The 21,545-nt window shown below is 62.4% G+C and carries 17 protein-coding genes; 6 read left to right on the top strand and 11 right to left on the bottom strand.

All coding sequences use genetic code 11. The features are described 5' to 3' along the window. The first annotated feature begins 7 nt into the window (after nt 1–7). On the top strand, nt 8–2,254 hold the full coding sequence (locus tag HX898_RS05160) for a xanthine dehydrogenase family protein molybdopterin-binding subunit (protein WP_180194146.1): 2,247 nt from the start codon (nt 8–10) through the stop codon (nt 2,252–2,254). A 247-nt stretch (nt 2,255–2,501) separates the two neighbouring features. Here the strand turns inward: HX898_RS05160 and HX898_RS05155 are convergent, their stop codons facing one another. Next, nucleotides 2,502–3,395, bottom strand: a complete 894-nt coding sequence (locus HX898_RS05155; RefSeq protein WP_138329398.1) for a LysR family transcriptional regulator — start codon at nt 3,393–3,395, stop codon at nt 2,502–2,504. Nucleotides 3,396–3,504: 109 nt separating this feature from the next. Between HX898_RS05155 and HX898_RS05150 the strand changes: the two genes are divergently transcribed. Both HX898_RS05150 and HX898_RS05145 read left to right on the top strand, forming a co-directional pair. Next, nucleotides 3,505–4,677 carry an NADH-dependent flavin oxidoreductase gene (locus tag HX898_RS05150; RefSeq protein ID WP_138329397.1) on the top strand — a complete coding sequence of 391 codons (1,173 nt, stop codon included), beginning with the start codon at nt 3,505–3,507 and terminating at the stop codon, nt 4,675–4,677. 36 nt (nt 4,678–4,713) lie between these two features. Further along, on the top strand, nt 4,714–5,559 hold the full coding sequence (locus HX898_RS05145; protein ID WP_180194145.1) for an SDR family oxidoreductase: 846 nt from the start codon (nt 4,714–4,716) through the stop codon (nt 5,557–5,559). A 19-nt stretch (nt 5,560–5,578) separates the two neighbouring features. On the opposite strand, the gene HX898_RS05140 is transcribed toward HX898_RS05145, so the two are convergent. The 5 genes from HX898_RS05140 to HX898_RS05120 all read right to left on the bottom strand — a co-directional run bounded on the left by HX898_RS05140 (nt 5,579) and on the right by HX898_RS05120 (nt 11,827). Then, nucleotides 5,579–6,013, bottom strand: a complete 435-nt coding sequence (locus HX898_RS05140) for a GNAT family N-acetyltransferase (RefSeq protein WP_180194144.1) — start codon at nt 6,011–6,013, stop codon at nt 5,579–5,581. 65 nt (nt 6,014–6,078) lie between these two features. Then, the gene (locus HX898_RS05135) at nt 6,079–8,049 is read right to left on the bottom strand and encodes a DEAD/DEAH box helicase (protein WP_138329394.1); all 1,971 of its coding nucleotides are present in this window, start codon (nt 8,047–8,049) and stop codon (nt 6,079–6,081) included. Nucleotides 8,050–8,148: 99 nt separating this feature from the next. After that, a complete protein-coding gene (locus tag HX898_RS05130; protein ID WP_180194143.1) occupies nt 8,149–10,005 on the bottom strand; it encodes an adenylate/guanylate cyclase domain-containing protein in 1,857 nt (618 codons plus the stop codon). 5 nt (nt 10,006–10,010) lie between these two features. Continuing rightward, complete coding sequence (locus HX898_RS05125) at nt 10,011–10,529, bottom strand: FecR domain-containing protein (RefSeq protein WP_180194142.1); 519 nt, start codon at nt 10,527–10,529, stop codon at nt 10,011–10,013. Nucleotides 10,530–10,681: 152 nt separating this feature from the next. Then, nucleotides 10,682–11,827, bottom strand: coding sequence for a citrate synthase (locus HX898_RS05120; protein ID WP_180194141.1), 1,146 nt, complete (start codon nt 11,825–11,827; stop codon nt 10,682–10,684). A gap of 85 nt (nt 11,828–11,912) precedes the next feature. Between HX898_RS05120 and HX898_RS05115 the strand changes: the two genes are divergently transcribed. Continuing rightward, the gene (locus tag HX898_RS05115; protein WP_180194140.1) at nt 11,913–13,001 is read left to right on the top strand and encodes a citrate synthase/methylcitrate synthase; all 1,089 of its coding nucleotides are present in this window, start codon (nt 11,913–11,915) and stop codon (nt 12,999–13,001) included. A 38-nt stretch (nt 13,002–13,039) separates the two neighbouring features. Here HX898_RS05115 and HX898_RS05110 read toward each other — a convergent pair whose 3' ends face one another. The 5 genes from HX898_RS05110 to HX898_RS05090 all read right to left on the bottom strand — a co-directional run bounded on the left by HX898_RS05110 (nt 13,040) and on the right by HX898_RS05090 (nt 17,857). Continuing rightward, nucleotides 13,040–13,510, bottom strand: a complete 471-nt coding sequence (locus HX898_RS05110) for an SRPBCC family protein (protein ID WP_180194139.1) — start codon at nt 13,508–13,510, stop codon at nt 13,040–13,042. A gap of 71 nt (nt 13,511–13,581) precedes the next feature. Continuing rightward, on the bottom strand, nt 13,582–15,210 hold the full coding sequence (locus tag HX898_RS05105; protein ID WP_012757532.1) for a CTP synthase: 1,629 nt from the start codon (nt 15,208–15,210) through the stop codon (nt 13,582–13,584). Nucleotides 15,211–15,352: 142 nt separating this feature from the next. Then, entirely contained in the window at nt 15,353–15,868 is a 516-nt protein-coding gene (gene secG / locus HX898_RS05100; RefSeq protein ID WP_180194138.1) for a preprotein translocase subunit SecG, read from the bottom strand. A 131-nt stretch (nt 15,869–15,999) separates the two neighbouring features. Beyond that, on the bottom strand, nt 16,000–16,770 hold the full coding sequence (gene tpiA / locus HX898_RS05095; protein WP_168287301.1) for a triose-phosphate isomerase: 771 nt from the start codon (nt 16,768–16,770) through the stop codon (nt 16,000–16,002). Between the two features lie 187 nt (nt 16,771–16,957). Then, a complete protein-coding gene (locus tag HX898_RS05090; protein ID WP_180194137.1) occupies nt 16,958–17,857 on the bottom strand; it encodes an alpha/beta hydrolase in 900 nt (299 codons plus the stop codon). A gap of 219 nt (nt 17,858–18,076) precedes the next feature. Here HX898_RS05090 and parE point away from each other — a divergent pair, with 219 nt between their 5' ends. Together parE and HX898_RS05080 are read left to right on the top strand one after the other, a co-directional pair. Beyond that, nucleotides 18,077–20,179, top strand: a complete 2,103-nt coding sequence (gene parE, locus HX898_RS05085) for a DNA topoisomerase IV subunit B (protein ID WP_180194136.1) — start codon at nt 18,077–18,079, stop codon at nt 20,177–20,179. A gap of 196 nt (nt 20,180–20,375) precedes the next feature. Then, a complete protein-coding gene (locus HX898_RS05080; protein ID WP_180194135.1) occupies nt 20,376–21,515 on the top strand; it encodes an esterase-like activity of phytase family protein in 1,140 nt (379 codons plus the stop codon). The last annotated feature ends 30 nt before the right edge of the window (nt 21,516–21,545 follow it).

Here is a 21,545-nt window from a genome sequence, read left to right as displayed (position 1 = left end):
ACGCCATATGTTGCCGAACATGGATTATAGTGAATTACCGCGTGCGCTGCAGCACATGCTGGAACGAGGCCGTTCAACACCGGTCCAGGCGTTGCCACGCCGCAGCTTTCTAAAGCTGACGGGGACCCTCGGTTTGGCTGTCGGCATTTTCCCCCATCTGGCCGCCGCCCAGTCCACCGACGCGGGTGAGGCGCCCATCGCTCTGAAGCCGACCGAGCAGCCTTCCGCATTTGTTCAAATTGCGCCAAATGGCGAGGTTATGGTCACAATCAACCGCCTGGAGTTCGGTCAAGGCGTCCAAACGGCATTGCCGATGATCCTTGCCGAAGAACTCGACGCGGACTGGAATTTAGTACGCAGTCAGCTCGGCACCAATGACATGGCTTATGTTGATCCGCTCTTCGGCATGCACCTTACCGGCGGTTCGAACACCATCAAGAACAGCTTTACGCAGTATCGCGAGCTGGGTGCCCGCGTCCGCGCCATGCTACTTGCGGCCGCGGCGGACCGCTGGAACGTCGATTTTTCCGCGCTGAGAACCGAGGCCGGAGTGGTTCTGGCTCCCGATGGCCGCAAGCTCGGTTATGGAGAACTTTCCGAAGCGGCCATGGCCCTGCCCGTGCCTCTGAAAATAGCGTTGAAGGACCCGAAGGATTTCCGCATCATCGGCCAGCCCACCCAGCGTCTGGACGCACAAGCCAAGAGCAGCGGCCAACAGAGTTTTGGCATCGACTTCAAGCTGCCGGGACAATTGACAGCCGTGGTGGCTCGCCCTCCGGTCTTCGGAGCCAAGATAGCCTCCCTCGACGACAGCGCAGCACGTTCAGTAAAGGGCGTGAAAGCTGTTTTGCGTGTACCGCTGGATCGCGGTGCTGAGGGTGTGGCCGTGGTGGCCGACGGATATTGGCAGGCGTCTCAGGGTCGCAACGCCCTTAAGGTGGAGTGGGACACATCGGCTGTCGAAAAGGTCGATAGTGAAAAGCAACTTGCCCAGTTTCGCGAGATCGCCAATCGCCCCGGCCCGCGCCAGTTCGATGCCGACATGGCGCCATTGGAAGCCGCACCCTTGAGTCTGGAAGCCGAGTTTGTGTTCCCGTATCTCGCCCACGCGGCGATGGAACCGCTGAACTGTACGGTTCGGCTTTCCGACGATCGTGCCGAGATCTGGATGGGGAGCCAAAGTGCAGGGCTCGATGCCGGCGTTGCAGCAAACGTGCTCGGCCTCAAGCCGGAACAGGTCGTGGTGAACGTGCAAACATCGGGTGGTGGCTTCGGCCGGCGCTTTTCCAGCAGCAGCGACACGGCAATGGAGGCCTGCCAGATAGCCAAAGCCGCCAGGGCGGCGGGGCTGAACGCGCCAGTGCGAACGCTCTGGAGCCGCGAGGACGATATGAGGGGCGGCTACTACCGTCCAACGCATCTTCACCGCGCTCGCATCGGCTTCGACAAAGAGGGCAATGTGTTGGCCTGGGACCACACCATCGTCGGCCAGTCCATACTGACGGGAACCGTGTTCGAGAAGTTCCAGGTGAAGGACGGCATCGATGCCGCCACGACCGAGGGGATGCGGAGCCCCTATCCGCTTCCCATGCGCCTGACAGTGCATCATCCTGTTGCCAACGTGCCGGTTCTGTGGTGGCGCAGCGTTGGCTCCACCCATACGGCCTTCGTGATGGAGACCTTGCTTGACGATATAGCGCGAGCCACCGACCAAGACCCGGTCGCATATCGCATGAAGATGTTTGGCAACGAGCATCCTCGTCATCGCGATGCACTGCAGCTCGCCGTAGACAAGAGCGGTTACGGCAGTAGGACATTGGCAGAAGGCCGGGCCTGGGGTGTGGCCGTGCACGAATCCTTTTCATCCGTGGTGGCCTACGTGGTGGAAGCCTCCGTCGTCGACGGGCAGCCTAAGCTGCATCGGGTTACGGCGGGGGTGCACTGTAATCTGGCCGTCAACCCTCGGACTGTGGAGGCGCAGGTCCAGGGCGCGGCGATCATGGGCTTGTCGACATGCCTTGCCGGCGCAGAAATCACGCTCAAGGACGGTGTTGTGGAGCAAAGCAACTTCAGCGAATTCACCGTGGCAAGGATCACGGATGTGCCGGAGTTCGACGTCAACATCGTACCAAGCGCGGATGCGCCGACAGGCATGGGCGAACCCGGCCTGCCGCCTTTGGCGCCGGCATTTGCCAATGCCATCTCGCGTTTGACGGGCAAGCCAGTCCGACAGATGCCTTTCAACCTCGCTTAGAACCTGGCTCGGACGAGAGCCTGCCCCGGTCCTGTGTGCCGCTGAATGCAGCGGGCCGCACAGGGCCGCGATGTTCCTGTCGCGTGGCGTCTTGACAATAATGGCGCTAAGACTTCGCGGTCAGCGATGACCGCGCGGCTCACCAGCAATCAGGGCAGGCAGGACCTCACATCTATCGGCAATCGCGCAACTGAGATCAGTCCCCCAACCCATCGCGACCATCTTCCGGACCGCCTTGGCAGGAGCGTCAGCCTTTGAAACGAAGCGCCTCGACGAGGAGCGCAAACGCGGCCGTATGCTGACGTCGGCTTGGGTAATAAAGGTGATAGCCAGGGAACGGCTGACACCAATCGTCGAGGACTCGGATCAGTCGCCCGTCTGCAATGTATTGTGAAACTTGACTTTCGAAAGTGTAGGCAAGCCCGAGCCCATCCAAAGCAGCGGCTTCCAGCATCAAACTATCGTTGATGATGAGCGGCCCGTTCATTCTGACCACTAGCTCCTCGCCGTCGCGCTCGAACTCCCAGGCATACAATCCACCTCCCGTGGTTTGCCGGTAGCTAATACCCCGGTGGTCGCCGAGATCGCGGGGCGTCATCGGGATTGTGCGGTTCTGGAAGTAGGACGGCGATCCCACGACCGCCATGCGAAGGTCAGGGCCGATCCTGACGGCAACCATGTCTTTTTGAACCTGTTCTCCAATGCGAATACCGGCGTCGAACCGGCCGGCCACGATATCCGTCAGGCCCTCGTCAAGAGTGACCTCCATTTCAATATCCGGGTATTCCGCCAAGAATGTTGTCATGACAGGCCAAAGCACGCTCATGGCGGCATATCGAAACGTCGTGATGCGGATAGTGCCCGCCGGCTTGTCACGAAGTGCGCTGACGGCTGCGATCTCGCTTTCGATGTGTTCGAAGGCAGGGCGGAGGCTCCGAAGCATACGCTCTCCGGCATCGGTCAGCGACAAGCTTCGCGTGGTGCGTGAGATTAGCCGCACCCCCAGCCTCTGCTCCAGCATCCTGACTGAGTAACTGACGGCAGACTGGGAAAGTCCCAGCTTGGCGGAGGCTCGCGTGAAACTTCCGGCTTCGGCGACGGCGATGAAGGCTGCAAGCTCGCTGAAATCACCGTGCCTCATTTATCTCTCTCATTTCTAACTTCATGCAGATTATATCAACTAATCAAAGTTTGTCTTCATTGCTACCTGTCATTTCACAAACCGCTTGAACGGCATGCAAGAGAGACGAATGATGATGGAAGCCACCCCCGCACTATTTGAACCCTTCGTTTTCGCCAATGGGATCACGCTTCGAAACCGGGTCGTCATGGCTCCGATGACGACGTGGTCAGCCAATGACGACGGAACAGTCTCGGATGAGGAAGTGTCGTACTATCGACGCAGGGTGAACGGCGTTGGCCTCGTTCTAACGGGTTGCACGCATGTCTTGCCCAATGGCATCGGGTTCACGGGCGAATTCGCTTCTTATGATGACAGCTTCACACCAAGCCTCCGGCGTCTGGCCGAGGCGGCCAAAAGCGGCGGTGCGCCAGCGATTCTTCAAATTTTTCACGCCGGCAGCAAGGCCGTGCCGGCGCTTATCCCGGACGGAGACGTTGTCAGCGCCAGTTCGCTGCAAGTTTCAGCCGGTCCTTTCAATCCAGGCGGCGGCACGACGCGCGCACTGAGCCACGACGAAATCCTTGATGTGATTTCTGCTTTCGGCGAAGCAACCCGCCGCGCTATCGAAGCCGGCTTCGATGGGGTCGAACTGCATGCGGCCCACGGCTTCCTGATCCAGAACTTTTACTCGCCGCTCCACAATTATCGCGACGACGAATGGGGAGGCACGCCGGAAAACCGCATGCGGTTTCCGCTCGCCGTGATCCGCAACGTGAGGCGGGTGATAGGCACACACGCGACGCGTCCGTTTCTTCTGGGATACCGGGTCTCGCCCGAAGAACCTGAAGAAGGCGGCCTTCGTATTGAAGACACCTACGAACTCATCGAGCATCTGATCGACGGCGGCGTCGACTACATCCATGCTTCGCTGACGAACGTACTCGAGGCCCAACCACTCGAAGCCATCGCCGATCGTCCTATCGCTGAACTGATCGCCGCCAGGGTAGCAGGGCGCGTTCCGGTTATCGCCGCTGGCCAGATCAAGTCACCCCGACAGGCGGAAAGCGCCCTTCATCTGGGCCTTTCGCTTGTGGCTGTCGGCCAAGGGCTGGTGATAAACCCAGAGTGGGTCGAACTTTCACGCAGTGGCAATGAGAAGCTGATCGAGAACCAGATCAGGACCACGACAATCCCGGAAATTGCCCTTCCAGCCAAACTCTGGGGCGTCATCGAGGCGGCCACCGGCTGGTTCAACATCAACGATGATCACGAAGCGCAGCGGCAGAAGGCCACCGCATAGAGCATCGGCACACAATCTCGCATGAAGGAAAATTCGATGAGTAAGGTTTGGTTGATCACAGGAGCCGGGCGCGGCATGGGCCTGGATTTCGCAAAGGCGGTTCTGGCTGCTGACGACAAACTCGTTGCAACCGGCCGCAATCCGGAGCGCATTGCCAAGGCGATCGGCCAGTCGGAAAATCTGCTCGTCGTCACGTTGGATGTAACCAAGCCGACCGACGCCGACTCTGCCGTCAAGGCCGCACTCGAACGCTTTGGTCGCATCGACATATTGGTCAACAATGCCGCAAACTTCTACTCAGGCTATTTTGAGGAGCTGACGCCGCCTCAGATCAATCTGCAACTGGCCAGTAGTCTCCTCGGCCCCATGAGCGTCACCCGCGCCGTCCTGCCGGTGATGCGCCGGCAGGGGTCCGGCAAGATCATCTCGATCTCATCGACGGCCAGCCTGCTTGGCTTTGAGTTTTGCAGCGCTTACTCTGCCGCGAAGTTTGCCCTCGATGGTTGGATGGAATCGCTGCAACCCGAAGTGGCGCCGTTTGGGATCGAAACGATGATCGTCAATCCGGGCTTCTTCCGCACGGAATTGCTGACTGACGAATCAACCCAATATGCTCCGTCATCTGTCAGCGACTACGACGAAAGACGCTCCCAACGCCTGGCATTCTGGAAATCCGCCAGCGGCCAGCAGAGCGGCGATCCCGCAAAACTCGCCCAAGCGCTGATCACCCTGGTCAACCATCCGGAGCTACCTCGCCGGTTCATCGCCGGAGCTGATGCTGTTGGCATGGTGGAACAGAAAATCGCGCTGTTGCAGCAACAGATCGATGCCTACCGGGATCTTTCAAGTTCGCTTGCCTTTGACGTGAAATCCCAGGCCTGAAACGACGCTTTGCAGATGCTCAGTAATTCTTCATCGCAAGATGTGGTATCCCGCCGTCAAGAAATTCCGCGCCATAGGCGACGAAGCCGAAACGCTCGTAGAGCGGCAGCTTGTCCGCCTGTGCTGTGAGATAGAATCGTTTGTCGCGGGCAGCGCGATGCAGGTCTATCGCTGGCCCGATCATTGCGGCTGCAATGCCTTGGCCGCGCCATTGGCCGGCAACCGCAACCCGGCCGATCTTCACATCTTCCTCGGCATAAATCACCCGCAGGGTGCCGGAGACTTCGCCCGCCGTGACGGCGACAAGATGATGGGCGTTGAGATCGTCGGCATCGAATTCCTCGGCTTCGGGAACCTTCTGCTCATGGACGAAAATAGCGCGCCGCAGCCGGAAGGCCTCATTGCAGAGCGTACTGAAAACCGGGACGCTGAGGATCGCCGTTTCCATCACCATCCTTGCCTCCCTCAGGGATACGGCCCAAAGCCCTCCGCTGGACCAGCGAAGGGCTGCCGGTAAAATCAGCCGGGCTTCTTCTTTGAAAACTTATTCTTCGGTGCGGCGCCGCCCTTGCCCTCATATTTGGGGCCTTCGGACCTAGCACCTTCGAATTTCGGCTTGTCGAATTTCGGCTTGTCGGACTTCGGGCCATCGAAAGGGGGTTTGCCCGGCTTCTTGCTCCAGGGCTTGCTATCCCGTTTGTCCCCGCCGCTATTGTCGGCCGCGGCATATCCGCCGCCCGGACCCTTGCCGAACTTGTTCTTCGGCCGCTCGCTGCGGAACGAATCATCGGGCCGCTCGTCGCGAGATGGCTTGCCGGCATAAGGCTTCGGCGCAGGCGCCCGGCTGAAATCCGGCGTGCCGGAAAGCTTGGTCACACGGATGCCGCGTTCGAGCGCCTTGTTCGGTCCGATCGCCGCCAGGAAGCTTTCGGCACTCGCCGCGGCGATCTCCACGAAAGTTTCCTCGGGCTGCATCTTGATCGCGCCGATCTCGCGCTTCGTCACATTGCCGTTGCGGCAGAGCATCGGGATCAGCCAGCGCGGCTCGGCATTCTGCTTGCGCCCGACCGAGACGGAAAACCAGACGCTGGCGCCGAAATCTTCGCGCGGTCCCTTCTGCGCCGGCTCGTAGGGCTCGGCATTGTCGCGGCGCTTGCGGCTGCGGTCGTCCTGCACGGTGACCTCGATCAGATCCTCCGGCGCCGAATGATTGGTGCGGTAAAGACGTAAGAAAGCGGCGGCAAGCTTTTCGGCGCCGTGGCTGGCGAGAAGCTGCTGTACCAGCCCCTGCTCTTCCTCCTGCGGCGTTTCGTTGAAGATCGGATCGGCGAGCAGCCGCTCGTCGTCGCGCTCGCTTACTTCCTCGGCCGAAGGCGGTCGCGCCCAGGCAGCCGAAATTCCGGCATTCTCAAGCAGGCGCTCTGCCTTGCGCCGTGCATTCAGTGGCACGATCATGGCGCTGATGCCCTTGCGTCCGGCCCGGCCGGTTCGGCCGCTGCGGTGCAGCAGCGTGTCCGGATTGGTCGGCAGGTCGGCATGGATGACGAGATCGAGCCCCGGCAGGTCGATGCCGCGGGCGGCAACGTCGGTCGCGATGCAGACACGGGCGCGCCCGTCGCGCATCGCCTGCAGTGCGTGGGTGCGCTCGTTCTGCGTCAGCTCGCCGGAAAGCGCCACGACGGCGAAATTGCGGTTGTTGAAGCGTGCGGTCAGATGATTGACGGCCGCGCGCGTCGAGCAGAAGACGATGGCATTGGTCGCCTCGTAATAGCGCAGCACGTTGATGATCGCATTCTCGCGGTCGCTCGGGGCGACCATCAGTGCGCGATATTCGATGTCGATATGCTGCTTTTCCTCGGCCGCGGTGCTGATGCGCACGGCATCGCGCTGGTAGCTCTTGGCAAGCTTGGCAATCGCCGCCGGCACCGTTGCCGAGAACATAAGCGTCCGGCGTTCGTCCGGCGCCGCATCGAGGATGAATTCGAGGTCTTCGCGGAAGCCGAGATCGAGCATCTCGTCGGCCTCGTCGAGCACGGCAGCCTTCAGTTCCGACATGTCGAGCGCCCTGCGGCGGATATGGTCGCAAAGCCGGCCGGGGGTGCCGACGACGATATGGGCGCCGCGTTCGAGCGAGCGGCGCTCGCTGCGGATGTCCATGCCGCCGACGCAGCTGACGATCACCGCGCCGGTCATCTCGAAGAGCCAGTCGAGCTCGCGCTTCACCTGCAGGGCAAGCTCGCGCGTCGGGGCGATGACGAGTGCGAGCGGCGCGCCGGCATTGCCGAAGCGCTCCCTGCCCTCGAGCAGCGTCGGCGCCAGCGCCAGGCCGAAGGCGACAGTCTTGCCGGAACCGGTCTGGGCCGAGACCAGCGCGTCGGAAGCGGCAAGCGCCGGATCGAGCATCGCCTTCTGCACCGGGGTGAGTTCGGCGTAACCGCGCTTCTGCAACGCCTTGGCGATCGCCGGAACGACGCCGTTAAATTCTGTCATGAGTTCGATCTTTCGGAGCTGTCAGGCGCGTTGCTGCGCCATGGCCGGAGCCAGCCGGCGGGGTATTTGCGCCGTTCCTAGCCGCTCCCGCGGCGATTGTCAAAGCGTGCGGCTACGCCACAGCCAGGCGTCGATGCGGCTTGCCCGGCCGCGCAGCGCCGTTTCCAACGGTCCCTCCATCCGGCCGGACTGCGTGAGCACGCTATCGGGACCGGCGGCGCGGACGATTTCGGCGCTCAGCGCCAGCTCGACGCCGTGGCGGGCGGCCACCTCCATCAGCCGGCTGCCGACATTGATGGTATCGCCTGCCGCCGTGATCTGCTGCCGGTCGCCGGTGCCCAACCGCGAGGCGACGATCGGGCCACAATGGGCGCCGACCTTGAAGCCGATCTTCTTCTGGGCAAAGCCCGCATGCGCTTGAAGCCAGGCCCTTGTGCGCTCGCAGAGGCTGACCGCGCAGGCAGCGGCGCGGGCGGCGTCGTCATCGGCAGGCTCCGGCAGGCCAAACAGGATCATCGCCCCGTCTCCCATGAAGCTGGTGATGGCGCCACCATGGGCGCGCGCCTCCTCGTCGACCAGTTCGAAGAAGCCGCTCAGCATCTCGCTCACCGCCACCGGCCCGACATTTTCGCTGAGGCCCGTGAAGCCCGAGAGATCGATGAAGATGACGGCGGCGTTCTGGCGCACCGGCGCGGCAAGGAAATTCGGATCGCGCGCCAGCCACTCGCCGAGCCCGGGCGCCTCGATGCGCTGCAGGAGCGCGCTCTGCTCGGCGAAATGACGGGCGCGGCCGCGGTCAAACCAAAGTTCGGCCGCGCCATAAGCCAGCGCCGGCGGCAGCGCTGCGGCGATCGGCAGCGCCGCACTCAGCCAGTAGCCATGTGCGAAGGCCGACAGATTGAGCATCGCCCAGACGATCAGCGTCAGCACGATGATGACATAGCCTGCCGCACTCCGGCGCCAGGCGACCAGCGACACGAGCACGATCGGCAGTCCGATGGCGGTGGCGGCATCGATCAGCCGCATCCTTCGGTCGCGCACCATGCCGTCACCGGTAACAAGATGGGTGATCGCCGTCGACATCACCTCGACGCCGGGCATGACGGGATCGAACGGCGTCGGGAAGACGTCGCCGCCGCCGGTGACAGTCGAACCGATGACGACGATGCGGCCTGCGACCGCATCCGGCGAAAGCTTGCCATCCAGCGCATCGGCGGCGCTGAAGGTGGCTATGCTGCCGTGCCCGCCATAGAAGGTCACCGGCAGACGCTGGCCGATATCTGTGGGAATACGCAGCTTTCCGAGCATGATGGCGTCACGTTCGATGGTGGGATCGACGCCGAGCGCCACCGACGCGGCACGCAGCGGAAAAGCCGGATCCAGCCGGTCTGCGGCACGCGAGATCAGCGGGATGAAGCGCGGCGTGCCGGTCTGGTCGGTCGCGACGTTGACGATGCCGACCGCGGCGGCCTCGGCAAAGCGGGGAAGCGGCAACAGCAGCTGGTTTGCCTCCGGGATGGCAGCAAGCGGATCCCCGGCCGCATCGGTGACCCGCTGACTGCTTTGCGCAAAGGTGGCTGCGGCCGCAATCACGCTTGGCCCCTGGCGAAGGGCGGTAGTCAGCGCCGCATCACCCGCCTCCGGCCCCGGATCGACGAGCAGAATGTCGATCGCCAGGGCCTTCGGCTTCAACGCGGTGATCGCATTGGCGAGGCGCGCAAGTGTCGCCCGATCGAGCGGATAGCCGTGTGCCCTAGCGGTACGGTCGTCGATCGCGACGATCGAGACGACGGGAGGTGGTGTCTTCGCCCCGACGATGGCACTGCGGATATCGGCAAGCGAGGCCTCCATCCGGTCGAGAAGGCCACTTCCGGCATGGAGATTGACATAGCCGAGCGCAGCCCCCCAAAGACCGGCGAGCAGCAGCGCGATCACAGTCAGCAGGCGATGGTTCATCGGATTTATTGGCCGAGACGGGCAAGAAGGGCAGCGGCGCGCGGCGCCGGCCAGCGACGCACGACGAGGGGTTCGGTTCCGGCGGTAACGTCGACGCCCTCGCCCGGCGACAGCACCACCGGCTCGCCGGCCGGCCGGCGAACCGCGACGCTGCCTCTGACGACCAGCACCGAGGTCTGGCCGCCTGCGACATCGACAGCCCATTGGGTGCCGCGCACGGCCGCAATCGCCTGCGGCGTCACGACCTGGAAACCACCGGCGTGCTGGGTGTTATCGACATCGACGAGAATGGCCTTGCGGCGCAGCGATGCCGAATCGGGGCTGCCGTCACGGTTGCGGTCGACGAGGCTGTAGGCCGCGCCGGCCTCCGCCGTCACCGTGACGCCGCCGGGACAGCTGAGCACCTGGCGGGCGCCGGCATCACGCGATACCGTGCAGCCGGCAGACTGCGCAAAGGCCGCCCCATGCGGAATGAGGCCGGCAGCGAGTGCGGCGGCAAGCAGGCTGCGAAACGTCGTATTCATGGAAAGTCCCCTTGACCGTGCGGAACAGCTCTTTTCGAAAGCGCCCGCCAACCGTCTTCTTCCCAACCGTCTTCTAATATGAAGCATGATAGCCGAATTCAAATATTTCCCTAGACCAAAAAAGCAAATCGTCGCAATCGCCGGCGGAATTATTACGTTCTATTATCCGTTTCAGGCGCCGGTCCGGTATAACGCGCCCGCGGCCGGATCAATTCGCCGCTGTGGATCTGTTCCATTGCATGGGCAAGCCAACCGACTGAACGGGCAAGCGAGAAAATGATGATCGGCGCCTCCCTTGGGAGATCGAAGGCGGCGGCCATTGCGGCAAGCGCAAAATCGACGTTGACCTTCTCGCCGACCATCTCCTCGCCCACTTCCCGGACTTCGGCAAACTGCGGCGGCAGAGGGAAGTGCGACAGCAGCGCCAAGGCTCTGACATCGCCATCGGGATAGAGCGGATGGCCGAAGGCCGACAGGCGATTGCCCTGGGCAAGCGTACGGCGAATCGCCTGCTCCGCCCCGAGGGTGGAAGCGGTCTCGATCAAGGCGTCGACGCCTTGCCAGGCGGCACCATGCAGCGGCCCTGTCAGCGTCGCCAGCCCGGACAGCACGGTGGCCGAAAGAGCTGCACCCGCCGATGCGGTGACCCGCGCCGCAAAGGTTGAAGCGTTGAGTTCGTGATCGGCAAGCAGCACCAGCGCGCGGCGTAGACAATCGGCAGCATCCGGCCGCTGCCAGCTTGCCGCAAGCCGCAAATGCAGCGGCTGGTCGAAAGGCCCAGGCGCCAGCGCTTTGGCGACCGTGTAGAGAACCCCGCTTGCTTCACGCCGAAGTGCTGGCTGCGAGCGGCCGAGCGACGGTAGATCCGATGTCACCCGCCCTGCCAGCGCCAGGAATGCCGCCTGAAGCGACGGAGAGGCATGTCCGGTCCCGCTGCCGGAGGAGAGTAGCTCCGCGCCGTTCCAGAGCAGTGCCGCCGTCTGCTCAAGCGTCGCGACTTCAGCCAAACCGGCCGCATCCTTTCCGCGATAGAAAAGCCGTCCGCCGATGATGGTGGAGATTGCCGAGGACAGAACCGGATCGCCCCAGCGGATCGCCTCGGCGGCGACCGTTTCGGTCTTGCGGCGGCCGGCATGGCGTTCGGCAAGCCGCTGTACGTCGGCAGCCTGGTAGAGGCTGCGGCGCGAGTCGGCGGGATCGGGCCTGGCGCGGATGCGCCCGCGACTGACATTGGCATAAAGCGTCTGCGGCTTGGTCTTCAGCGCCTGCAGCGCCTCCTCGGCGGTCAGCCAAGACATGGGTAACCTCACATTGATCAATTGCATCAAGATTGACGTCAATGAGACTAGGTCGGATGATCATTGTCGTAAAGGAGAAAACAACATGAAAAACGGCTTGGAAGATGTCATTGCTGCCGAAACGCAGCTTTCGGATGTCGATGGCGAAGCGGGACGACTGATCATTCGCGGCGTATCGCTGGATCACCTGGTTGCAGACGGCACCTATGAAGGCGTCGCCGCCCTATTGCTTGATGGGCTGATGGAAAAAAGCTTCGACGAAGCAGAATTGCGCGACTGGTTGGCGCAGGAGCGAACGAGGATTTTCGGCCATATCAAGGCCGCCGATGCCGCCCTGCTCGCTTTGCCTCCTGTTGATGCGATGCGGGCGCTGATCGCCCGCCTGCCCGACGGCGAGGATTTCGATACCGCTCTCAGCCTTCTGGCTGCGCCCGCAGTTTTCCTGCCGGCGATCCTTCGCATGCAAAGCGGCAAAAGACCGATCGCGCCCGACGCCTCGCTACCGCAGGCGGCCGATATCCTGCGTATGCTGACCGGAAAATTGCCGACCAGGGAGCAGACAGCGGCACTCGACACCTATCTCGTGACGATTTCGGACCATGGCCTCAATGCCTCGACCTTCGCATCGCGCGTCATTGCCTCGACGCAGGCCGGCCTCACCTCTTCCGTGCTCGCGGCGGTGAGCGCGCTGAAAGGGCCGCTGCATGGCGGCGCACCCGGTCCTGTGCTCGACATGCTGGATGCGATCGGAACGGCGGAGAATGCTTACCCGTGGCTCGATGAAGCACTCGACCGCGGCGAAAGGCTGATGGGCTTCGGCCACCGTATCTATCGCGTCCGCGATCCGCGCGCCGATGCACTGAAGGGCGCGCTGAAGCCGCTGATATCAACCAGCCAGGTGAACGGCGCCCGCGGTGCGCTGGCGGAAGCCGTGGAGGTCGCTGCATTGGCGATCCTGAAGGCACGCAAGCCGAACCGGCCGCTCGACGTCAATGTCGAGTTTTATACCGCGCTGCTGCTCGAAGCGCTCGGCTTTCCCCGCGAGGCCTTCACCGGCGTCTTCGCGATCGGCCGCACCGTCGGATGGCTGGCCCATGCCCGCGAACAGGCGCTCGACGGCCGGCTGATCCGGCCGCGCTCGGTCTATATCGGGCCGCTACCGGCGGCTGCGTGAAGATTGAATTCGGCGGCAGCATGTCCTGCCGCCGATCCCTAACCGCCGACGAAAGCGGCCAGATTGCCGAGCGTCGAGCGGCACCCTTCCTCATTGTCTTCGAGGCGGATCCCGGACGGAATATTGTCGCAGACCATCGTCACATCGGTGCCTCCATCCGCAGGCGACAACATCGTGCTGACGGTCATCTCGCCGGAAAAGCCCTCGTCCTCGGAATCGAAGACCGTAGCCCAGACGATGTTTTCATCCGGCACGAGCTTGGCAAAGCGGCCTTCGAACCTGTCCGTCTTGTCGGAGGTCTTGCCCGATTGCGATGTCTCGTCGTCGGGATAGACGAGCGACATGCTGAAGGCGCCGCCTTCCCTGCCCTCGAAGGCATGGACGATGCCCTTCATTGTATCAGGGGGAAGCCAGGTGGCGACCGCATCTGCATCGAGGAAGGCGCGGTAGATGCGCTCGCGTGGTGCCGCGATGAAGCGTGAGACGGTCGTGCTGCGTGAAGGGGTCATGCCGACAAGTTAGCGCAGGCATGGATGTTATCCAGATCGCGCCTGAAACAACGCGATCTGGTTTGCATGGATCAGACGAGACGGCTCTGTTCCGTCGCTGCTTCTATGAAGCTGGCAAACAGCGGATGCGGATCGAGCGGCCGGCTCTTCAGTTCCGGGTGGTACTGCACGCCGATGAACCAGGGATGATCCGGATATTCGATCGTCTCCGGCAGAACGCCGTCCGGCGACATGCCGGAAAAGACCAGGCCGCAGTTTTCGAGCCGATCCTTGTAGTCGATATTGACCTCGTAGCGGTGGCGATGACGCTCGGAAATATCGGTGGAACCGTAGATATCCGAGATCTTCGTGCCCTTCTTCAACGCCGCCTTGTAGGCGCCGAGGCGCATCGTGCCGCCGAGATCCCCGGCTGCCGTGCGCTTCTGCAACTCGTTGCCCTTGACCCATTCGGTCATCAGACCGACCACCGGCTCTTTCGTCGGGCCAAATTCGGTCGAGGAGGCACCGGAGACGTCGGCGAGATTGCGCGCCGCCTCGATGACCGCCATCTGCATGCCGAAGCAGATGCCGAAATACGGAACCTTGCGCTCGCGGGCAAAGCGGGCAGCGTGGATCTTGCCTTCCGAACCGCGTTCACCGAAGCCGCCTGGCACGAGGATGCCATGCACTTTTTCGAGATAGGGCGCCGGATCTTCCTTTTCGAAGACCTCTGACTCGATCCATTCGAGATTGACCTTGACGCGATTGGCGATGCCACCGTGATGCAGCGCCTCGATCAGCGACTTATAGGCATCCTTGAGGCCGGTATATTTGCCGACGATCGCGATCGTCACCTCGCCCTCCGGCGTGCGGATGCGGTTGCAGACCTCTTCCCACGGGTCGAGCCGCGGCTTCGGCGCCGGCTCTATACCGAAGGCCGCGAGCACCTCGTCGTCGAGGCCTTCCTTGTGGTAGGCGATCGGTACATCGTAGATGTTGGCGACGTCTAGCGCCTGGATGACGGCAGACGGGCGAACGTTGCAGAACAACGAGAGCTTGCGGCGTTCGGCTTCGGGAATTTCGCGGTCGGCCCGCACCAGCAGGATATCGGGATGAATGCCGAGTGCCTGCAGTTCCTTCACCGAATGCTGCGTCGGCTTGGTCTTGAGCTCGCCGGCCGCCGGAATATAGGGCATCAGCGTCAGGTGAACGTAGACGGCGGTGCCGCGCGGCAGGTCGTTTCCGAGCTGGCGGATCGCCTCCATGAACGGCATGGCTTCGATGTCGCCGACCGTGCCGCCGATCTCGCAGATGACGAAGTCGTAATCGTCATTGCCCTCGATGACGAAATCCTTGATCTCGTTGGTGACGTGCGGGATCACCTGCACCGTCGCGCCGAGATAGTCGCCGCGCCGTTCCTTGTCGATGATGTTCTTGTAGATGCGGCCGGTGGTGATGTTGTCGGTCTTGGTCGCCGAACGCCCCGTGAAGCGTTCGTAGTGACCGAGATCGAGATCGGTTTCCGCGCCGTCGTCGGTGACGAAGACCTCGCCGTGCTGGGTCGGGCTCATCGTGCCCGGATCCACGTTCAGATAGGGGTCGAGCTTGCGAAGCCGAACCCGATATCCACGGGCCTGCAGCAACGCTCCGAGAGCCGCGGCCGCAATTCCTTTTCCGAGAGAAGAAACCACGCCGCCAGTGATGAATACGTATCGCGCCATGGGATTCACCGGATACCTTTTCAAAAACGATTCCACCAGCCCAAAAATTCTTTTCCAGAACTTTCGATGCGTGGCGCAGGAATCTGAACAAAAGAAAACCGGCAGACCCGAGGGCCTGCCGGCGTTTATGTCGAAGACCGGTTTACTGTCCCGTCGGGACGCCGGAGGGCTGAGCCGGTGCCGGCGCGGCCGGAGCTGCGGGCGTTGCCGGGGCAGTCGTTGCCGGAGCAGTCGTTGAAGGTGCGGTGGCTGCCGGGCCCCCAGTTGCCGGAGCTTGAGCGGCGGGAGCCTGTGGTGCAGGCGCTGCCGCCCCGCTGCTCGGAACGCCGTTGCCGGCCGGCGGGGTTGCCGGAGCCTGCGCGCCGCCGAGCGAATCGAGAATACCGTTGCCCTGGCCGCCTGTTGCCGGAATGCGGTCGAGAATGTCGCTCGGACGGCCCTCGTAACGCGTCAGGATGCCGAGGCCGAGCGAGGTCAGAAAAAACAGGGTCGCAAGGATCGCGGTCGTGCGCGTCAGCGCATTGGCCGTGCCGCGGGCCGACATGAAGCCGGAACCGCCGCCGATGCCGAGGCCGCCGCCTTCCGAGCGCTGGATGAGCACGACGCCGACAAGGGCGAGCACGATCATGAGATGGATGACAATCAATACGGTCTGCATGGGTCCAGTCCTGCCCGCCTGGAGACGGACATAAGTAAGAATTCTGGCGGCTCTTTACATGAGGCTTTCATCTATTCCAAGCCCTTCGGCCAGGAATAAACTCGGGAATAAACCCAGGAATAAAAAATGCCTCAGGCGAGCAGCGCTTCATAGGCCCGGTAGATGGCGAGGAAGTCGGCCGCTTTCAAGCTCGCTCCGCCGATCAGCGCGCCGTCGACATTGGCAATGCCCATCAGCTCATGGGCATTGGCCGGCTTGACCGAGCCGCCATAGAGAAGACGCATCTTGCGGCCTTCGTCGCCGAAACGGGCCACAAGCTCTGCCCGCATGAAGGCATGCGCCTTTTCGACATCACCTGATGTCGGCGTCACGCCGGTGCCGATCGCCCAGATCGGTTCGTAGGCGATGACTGTGCTCTCGGCGGTGGCGCCGTCCGGAACCGAGGCGGAAAGCTGGCGCTTGATGACGTCGAGCGCCTGGCCCGTCCGGCGTTCATCCGCTGTCTCGCCGATGCAGATGATCGCCGTCAGCCCTGCGGCGAAGGCGGCCTCCGCCTTGGCGCGCACCAGATGGTCGGTTTCGGCATGGTCGGTCCGCCGCTCGGAATGGCCGACGATGACATAGGTGCCGAAACAATCGGCAATCATCTCGGCCGAGATGTCGCCGGTATGCGCACCGGACGGGTTCTGATGGCAGTCCTGAGCGCCGATCGCCAGCGGGCTGTCGGTGCACAGTGCCGTCGCCACGTAGAGCAGCGTCGCCGGCGGGCAGATCAGCGCTTCGACCTTGTCGGCCAGCGGCGGGCGAACACCCTCGGCGATCGCCTTGATCTGATCCAGGGAGGCACGCATGCCATTCATTTTCCAGTTTCCCGCCACAAGCGGGCGCACATCAGGTGTCATGCTGGCCTTCCACAATCTGCTTATGCCTTGGGCAATATCAAAAGCTTGCGGCAAAGAAAAGCATCATGCCCTTGACGTAAGGGGAATCTCGTCGATCCCGCGCATATTTCTGCCGAAAACTGCCCTTTCGGTATTTTTTCGCATGGCGTTGTCGCAAAAACCGCTGCACACTTTTGCGCGACATGCTTTAGCCAGCCAGAATCCAGTTCAACACCCGACGCCAGTCGATCATCCGGATCGGCGTCCCGTGATTTCCTGTCTGAAACAGCGTGAAGCGCGCCGGATATTTTGCCTTGTGCAGACTTTCGAACAGCGCCTGCTGGTTAGCGGCAGCATAGACCGGGTCGCGACTGCCGTGGGCGAACCAGAGCGGCAGCTTCGTCTTGTAGAAGGCGCTTCTGGTGAAATCGGGATCGGTGACCCCGCTCATGATCAGCATGCCCTTCAGCCGCTTGACGCTGTCACTGTTCCGCGCAATGCCCCAGCAGACCTGGCTACCCATCGAGGCGCAGGAGAGGATGATCGGCCGGCCGGGCGATTGCGCGCTGGCATACCGGATGAGGCCGGCGATCGCCGCAACGCCGCTGCTGTCGAAGCTCCTGACCGTCGGCGAATAATAAACGGCGCCATTACCGGCGACGAGGTTCTTGAGACGGTTGAAATTGCCGCCGAAGCTGTAGTCGTTGGCCCCGAGCCGCCGGTCGCCATCGCGCCCATGGATGAAAATAACTGTGAAGGCGGCATTTCGGGCCGGTCCCACCCTGGTGACATCGAGCTTGATGCCGTCGAGAGACAGCGTGTCGTCCGCTTGCGCCTTGCGGATGCCGAGCGCCACGTATTTCTGCTGCACCCGCTTTTGCGGGATCTGGTCGCGGCCGTTAATATCGCGCATCTCGTCATAGTCGATGACCTCGAAGGCGCCACCATCGCCTGTCTGCAGCACGGTCTGCTTCGAAAACAGATCGTCCTTGAAAGGCGGCAAAGCGTCGGCCGCCTCTGCCGGACCAACAGCGGACAGGATGGCCGCGGACAAGAAAAACGCCGCAATTGCGGTGATAATGGCGCAATGACTTGTGGACATTCGCATTCGGATGGCTCCTGAAGCCTGCCGCCGCTTGCCATTCCGCGCCCGGCAACGCAAATCATTTGGGAAAATCCCGCCAAATCAGGCGGTGTCGCGTATAGAAGTGCTTTCTGGCAAAATCTGCCTGATTCGCAAACGTGGCATGAAATGCGGTGATTTTGGGTCGGCGGCGGATGCCCGCCCAAGCCAGACCTAAGACAGGATGAAGATCTGAACGGCTCCATGGACGATAGCAACGACCTTTTTTCCGGAATGCCCCTCTCTGAAAAACGCGAGGAGGCACAGAAGCCTGTGGCGCCCGCCGAACGGCCGCCGGTGACGGCTGCGCCCGCCGCAGCGGCAGCACCCCCGGCTGCCGGAGCCTCCGCACGCCCGGCGCCCGCTGCCTCGAACTCCGATGATTACGGCGCCTCGTCGATCCGCGTCCTCGAAGGCCTCGAGCCGGTGCGCATGCGCCCGGGCATGTATATCGGCGGCACCGATGAAAAGGCGCTGCACCACCTCTTTGCCGAAGTCATCGACAATGCGATGGACGAGGCGGTCGCCGGGCATGCCAATTTCATCGAGGTCTATCTCGACCTCGAGGGTTATCTCACCGTCTCCGACAACGGCCGCGGCATCCCGGTCGAGAACCATCCGCAGGTGCCGGGCAAGTCGACGCTCGAAGTCATCATGACCAAGCTGCATGCCGGCGGTAAATTCGACGGCAAGGCTTACGAAACTTCAGGCGGCCTGCACGGCGTCGGCGTCTCGGTCGTCAACGCGCTTTCCGACGACCTCGAGGTCGAGGTGGCGCGAAACCGCAAACTCTACCGCCAACGCTTCTCCCGCGGCCTGCCGCAGGGCGGTCTCGAAGAGTTGGGCGACGTTCACAACCGCCGCGGCACCCGCGTGCGCTTCCATCCCGACCCCCAGATCTTTGGGGATCACATGAAGTTCGATGCCGCCCGCGTCTTCCGCATGGCGCGCTCGAAAGCCTATCTGTTCGGCGGCGTCGAAATCCGCTGGAGCTGTGAGGCGGGCGTGCTGCCCGAAGGCTCCGAGGTCCCTGACAAGGCCGTCTTCCACTTCCCCGGCGGCCTGAAGGACTATCTCCAGGCGACGATGGGCAAGGAGTTCACCGTCACCCGCGAGATTTTCGCTGGCAAGACGGAGAAGGTGAGCGGCCACGGCTCGATGGAATGGGCGATCACCTGGTATGGCGGCGATCCTCAGGTGCATTCCTATTGCAACACCATCCCGACGACCGAAGGCGGCACGCATGAAGCGGGGCTGCGCATTGCGCTGACCAAGGGCCTGAAGGCCTATGCCGAGCTGACGCAGAACAAGCGCGCCGCGCAGATCACCACCGACGACGTGATGATTTCAGCCGTCGGCATGCTGTCGGTCTTCATCCGCGAGCCGGAATTCGTCGGCCAGACCAAGGACAGGCTTGCGACCGTCGAGGCGCAGCGCATCGTCGAGAACGCGCTCCGCGATCCCTTCGACCATTACCTTGCCGACAATCCGAATGAGTCGGCCAAGCTGCTTGACTGGGTGATCGAGCGCGCCGAGGAGCGCCTGCGCCGCCGGAAGGAAAAGGAAGTCAACCGCAAGAGTGCGGTGCGCAAATTGCGCCTGCCCGGCAAGCTCGCCGATTGCTCGCAGAACACCGCCGAAGGCGCCGAACTCTTCATCGTCGAGGGTGATTCGGCAGGCGGTTCGGCCAAGCAGGCGCGCAACCGCGCCAATCAGGCAATTCTGCCGCTGCGTGGCAAGATCCTCAACGTTGCCAGCGCCGGCCGCGAAAAACTTGGCGCCAACCAGCAGCTCGCCGATCTCGTCCAGGCTCTCGGCTGCGGCACGCGCTCGAAATATCGCGACGAAGACCTGCGCTACGAGCGCATCATCGTCATGACCGATGCCGACGTCGACGGCGCCCATATCGCATCGCTGCTCATCACCTTCTTCTATCAGGAGATGCCGGAGCTGGTGCGCGGCGGCCATCTCTTCCTTGCCGTGCCGCCGCTTTACAAAATCACCCAAGGGGCGAAATCCGCCTATGCCCGCGACGACAATCATCGCGCCGAGCTGATGCAGACGGAGTTTAAGGGCAAGGCCAAGGTCGAGATCAGCCGCTTCAAAGGTCTCGGCGAAATGATGCCCGCCCAACTCAAGGAAACCACCATGGATCCGTCCAAGCGCACTCTGCTCAAGGTGCTGATCGACGAGGTGGATTTCGAAGGCACGCGCGCCGCCGTCGACGATCTGATGGGCACCAAGCCGGAAGCCCGCTTCCGCTTCATCCAGGACCGTGCGGCTTTCGCTGAAAACCTCGATATCTAGGGTATTAGGTCGAGCGCGCCAAACGGTCGGATAGACACGGGTTCGTCGCCACGCATTTTAGCATTCACGATTTCACGGAACTGACGAAGAACCGTAACAACTCCGTCAAACAACCGGCGCATGAAGCAGTCGGCGCGTCTTCCCCTGAGAGCATTGCGCCGGTCGAACTGTTTTCAACTTTTGCCGGATTTTTGTCATGACCAAGCGTTTTCTCGCGGCTGCCGCTTTCGTTCTCCTGTCCAGCACCGTCACCGTCAGCGCCACCGATATCGGCGCCACCGTCGCGACTGCCTGCCCCTTCGGCGATTGCGCCGCCGGCATTTCGCTTTCCTATCTCGGTGAGTTCATTATCCCGACCGGCCACATGGAAAACGGCGTCGAATTCGGCGGCATTTCCGGCCTCGATTTCGATGCCGCCACCGGCCACTATCTCGCCATCAGCGACGACCGCTCGGAAAGAGGCCCGGCTCGCTTCTATGAACTCGACGTCGATCTCGACGCGTCAGGCCTCAAGGGCGTTTCGGTCGTCAAGCAGGTGACCCTGAAGGACAAGAATGGCGAGCCCTTCGCTGCCCGGACCGTCGATCCGGAATCGATCCGCCTCGGCAAGGACGGCATCTATTGGGGCAGCGAAGGCGACGGCAAGGCGCTGCTGACACCCTTCGTCCGCGTCGCGTCGCCGGACGGTTCCTTCGTCCGCGAATTCATGCTGCCGGAGGGCTTTGCGCCGACCGCGGACAAGTCGACCGGCATCCGGGACAATCTTGCCTTCGAGGATCTTGCCATCGCGCCCTCCGGCGACGTTTTCGTCGGTGTTGAAGCGGCCCTTTACCAGGATGGTCCGAACCCCTCGCTGACGTCGGGCAGCCTGTCGCGCATCGTCCGCTATGACGGCGCCACCGGCGAGCCGAAGGCTGAGTACGTCTACCCCGTCTCGCCGATCCCGCAGGCCGCCACCAAGGCCGACGGCGGCAATGACAACGGCATGTCCGAGATTCTTGCCCTCGACGATCACCGCCTGCTCGCCGTCGAACGCAGCTATGCCCAGGGCTTCGGCAACACCATCAAGATCATGATGATGGATCTGACTGATGCCACCGATGTATCCGCCATCGCGTCCCTCGCCAAAAACGACCAGCGCGTCGTCCCCGTCCGCAAAAGCCAGGTCCTCGATTTGAGGGCGATCGGCCTCGTTCCCGACAATATCGAGGCCATGTCGCTCGGCAAGGCCAAGGACGGCACCGATGTTCTCATTCTCGGCTCCGACAATAATTTCTCGGCCGGCCAGAAGACGCAATTCTATGCCTTCAAGGTTCTCAACCGCCCGCAGCAGTAAGACGTCCGGATATGAGGGTCGAATAGGCAC

Source organism: Rhizobium sp. WYCCWR 11128 (assembly GCF_013416305.1).
In the GTDB taxonomy this organism is placed as follows: domain Bacteria; phylum Pseudomonadota; class Alphaproteobacteria; order Rhizobiales; family Rhizobiaceae; genus Rhizobium; species Rhizobium indicum.
Note: the sequence above shows the minus strand (reverse complement) of the source record. Positions and strands in the feature narration are given on the sequence as shown.

Coding starts and splice junctions, on each gene's coding strand:
- tpiA (WP_168287301.1), bottom strand. CDS start 16,770: ATGACACCTGATGTGCGCCCGCTTGTGGCGGGAAACTGGAAAATGAAT.
- HX898_RS05080 (WP_180194135.1), top strand. CDS start 20,376: ATGACCAAGCGTTTTCTCGCGGCTGCCGCTTTCGTTCTCCTGTCCAGC.
- HX898_RS05125 (WP_180194142.1), bottom strand. CDS start 10,529: ATGAATACGACGTTTCGCAGCCTGCTTGCCGCCGCACTCGCTGCCGGC.
- secG (WP_180194138.1), bottom strand. CDS start 15,868: ATGCAGACCGTATTGATTGTCATCCATCTCATGATCGTGCTCGCCCTT.
- HX898_RS05155 (WP_138329398.1), bottom strand. CDS start 3,395: ATGAGGCACGGTGATTTCAGCGAGCTTGCAGCCTTCATCGCCGTCGCC.
- HX898_RS05130 (WP_180194143.1), bottom strand. CDS start 10,005: ATGAACCATCGCCTGCTGACTGTGATCGCGCTGCTGCTCGCCGGTCTT.
- HX898_RS05115 (WP_180194140.1), top strand. CDS start 11,913: ATGAAAAACGGCTTGGAAGATGTCATTGCTGCCGAAACGCAGCTTTCG.
- HX898_RS05140 (WP_180194144.1), bottom strand. CDS start 6,013: ATGGTGATGGAAACGGCGATCCTCAGCGTCCCGGTTTTCAGTACGCTC.
- HX898_RS05135 (WP_138329394.1), bottom strand. CDS start 8,049: ATGACAGAATTTAACGGCGTCGTTCCGGCGATCGCCAAGGCGTTGCAG.
- HX898_RS05150 (WP_138329397.1), top strand. CDS start 3,505: ATGATGATGGAAGCCACCCCCGCACTATTTGAACCCTTCGTTTTCGCC.
- HX898_RS05105 (WP_012757532.1), bottom strand. CDS start 15,210: ATGGCGCGATACGTATTCATCACTGGCGGCGTGGTTTCTTCTCTCGGA.
- HX898_RS05145 (WP_180194145.1), top strand. CDS start 4,714: ATGAGTAAGGTTTGGTTGATCACAGGAGCCGGGCGCGGCATGGGCCTG.
- HX898_RS05110 (WP_180194139.1), bottom strand. CDS start 13,510: ATGACCCCTTCACGCAGCACGACCGTCTCACGCTTCATCGCGGCACCA.
- HX898_RS05090 (WP_180194137.1), bottom strand. CDS start 17,857: ATGCGAATGTCCACAAGTCATTGCGCCATTATCACCGCAATTGCGGCG.
- HX898_RS05120 (WP_180194141.1), bottom strand. CDS start 11,827: ATGTCTTGGCTGACCGCCGAGGAGGCGCTGCAGGCGCTGAAGACCAAG.
- HX898_RS05160 (WP_180194146.1), top strand. CDS start 8: ATGTTGCCGAACATGGATTATAGTGAATTACCGCGTGCGCTGCAGCAC.
- parE (WP_180194136.1), top strand. CDS start 18,077: ATGGACGATAGCAACGACCTTTTTTCCGGAATGCCCCTCTCTGAAAAA.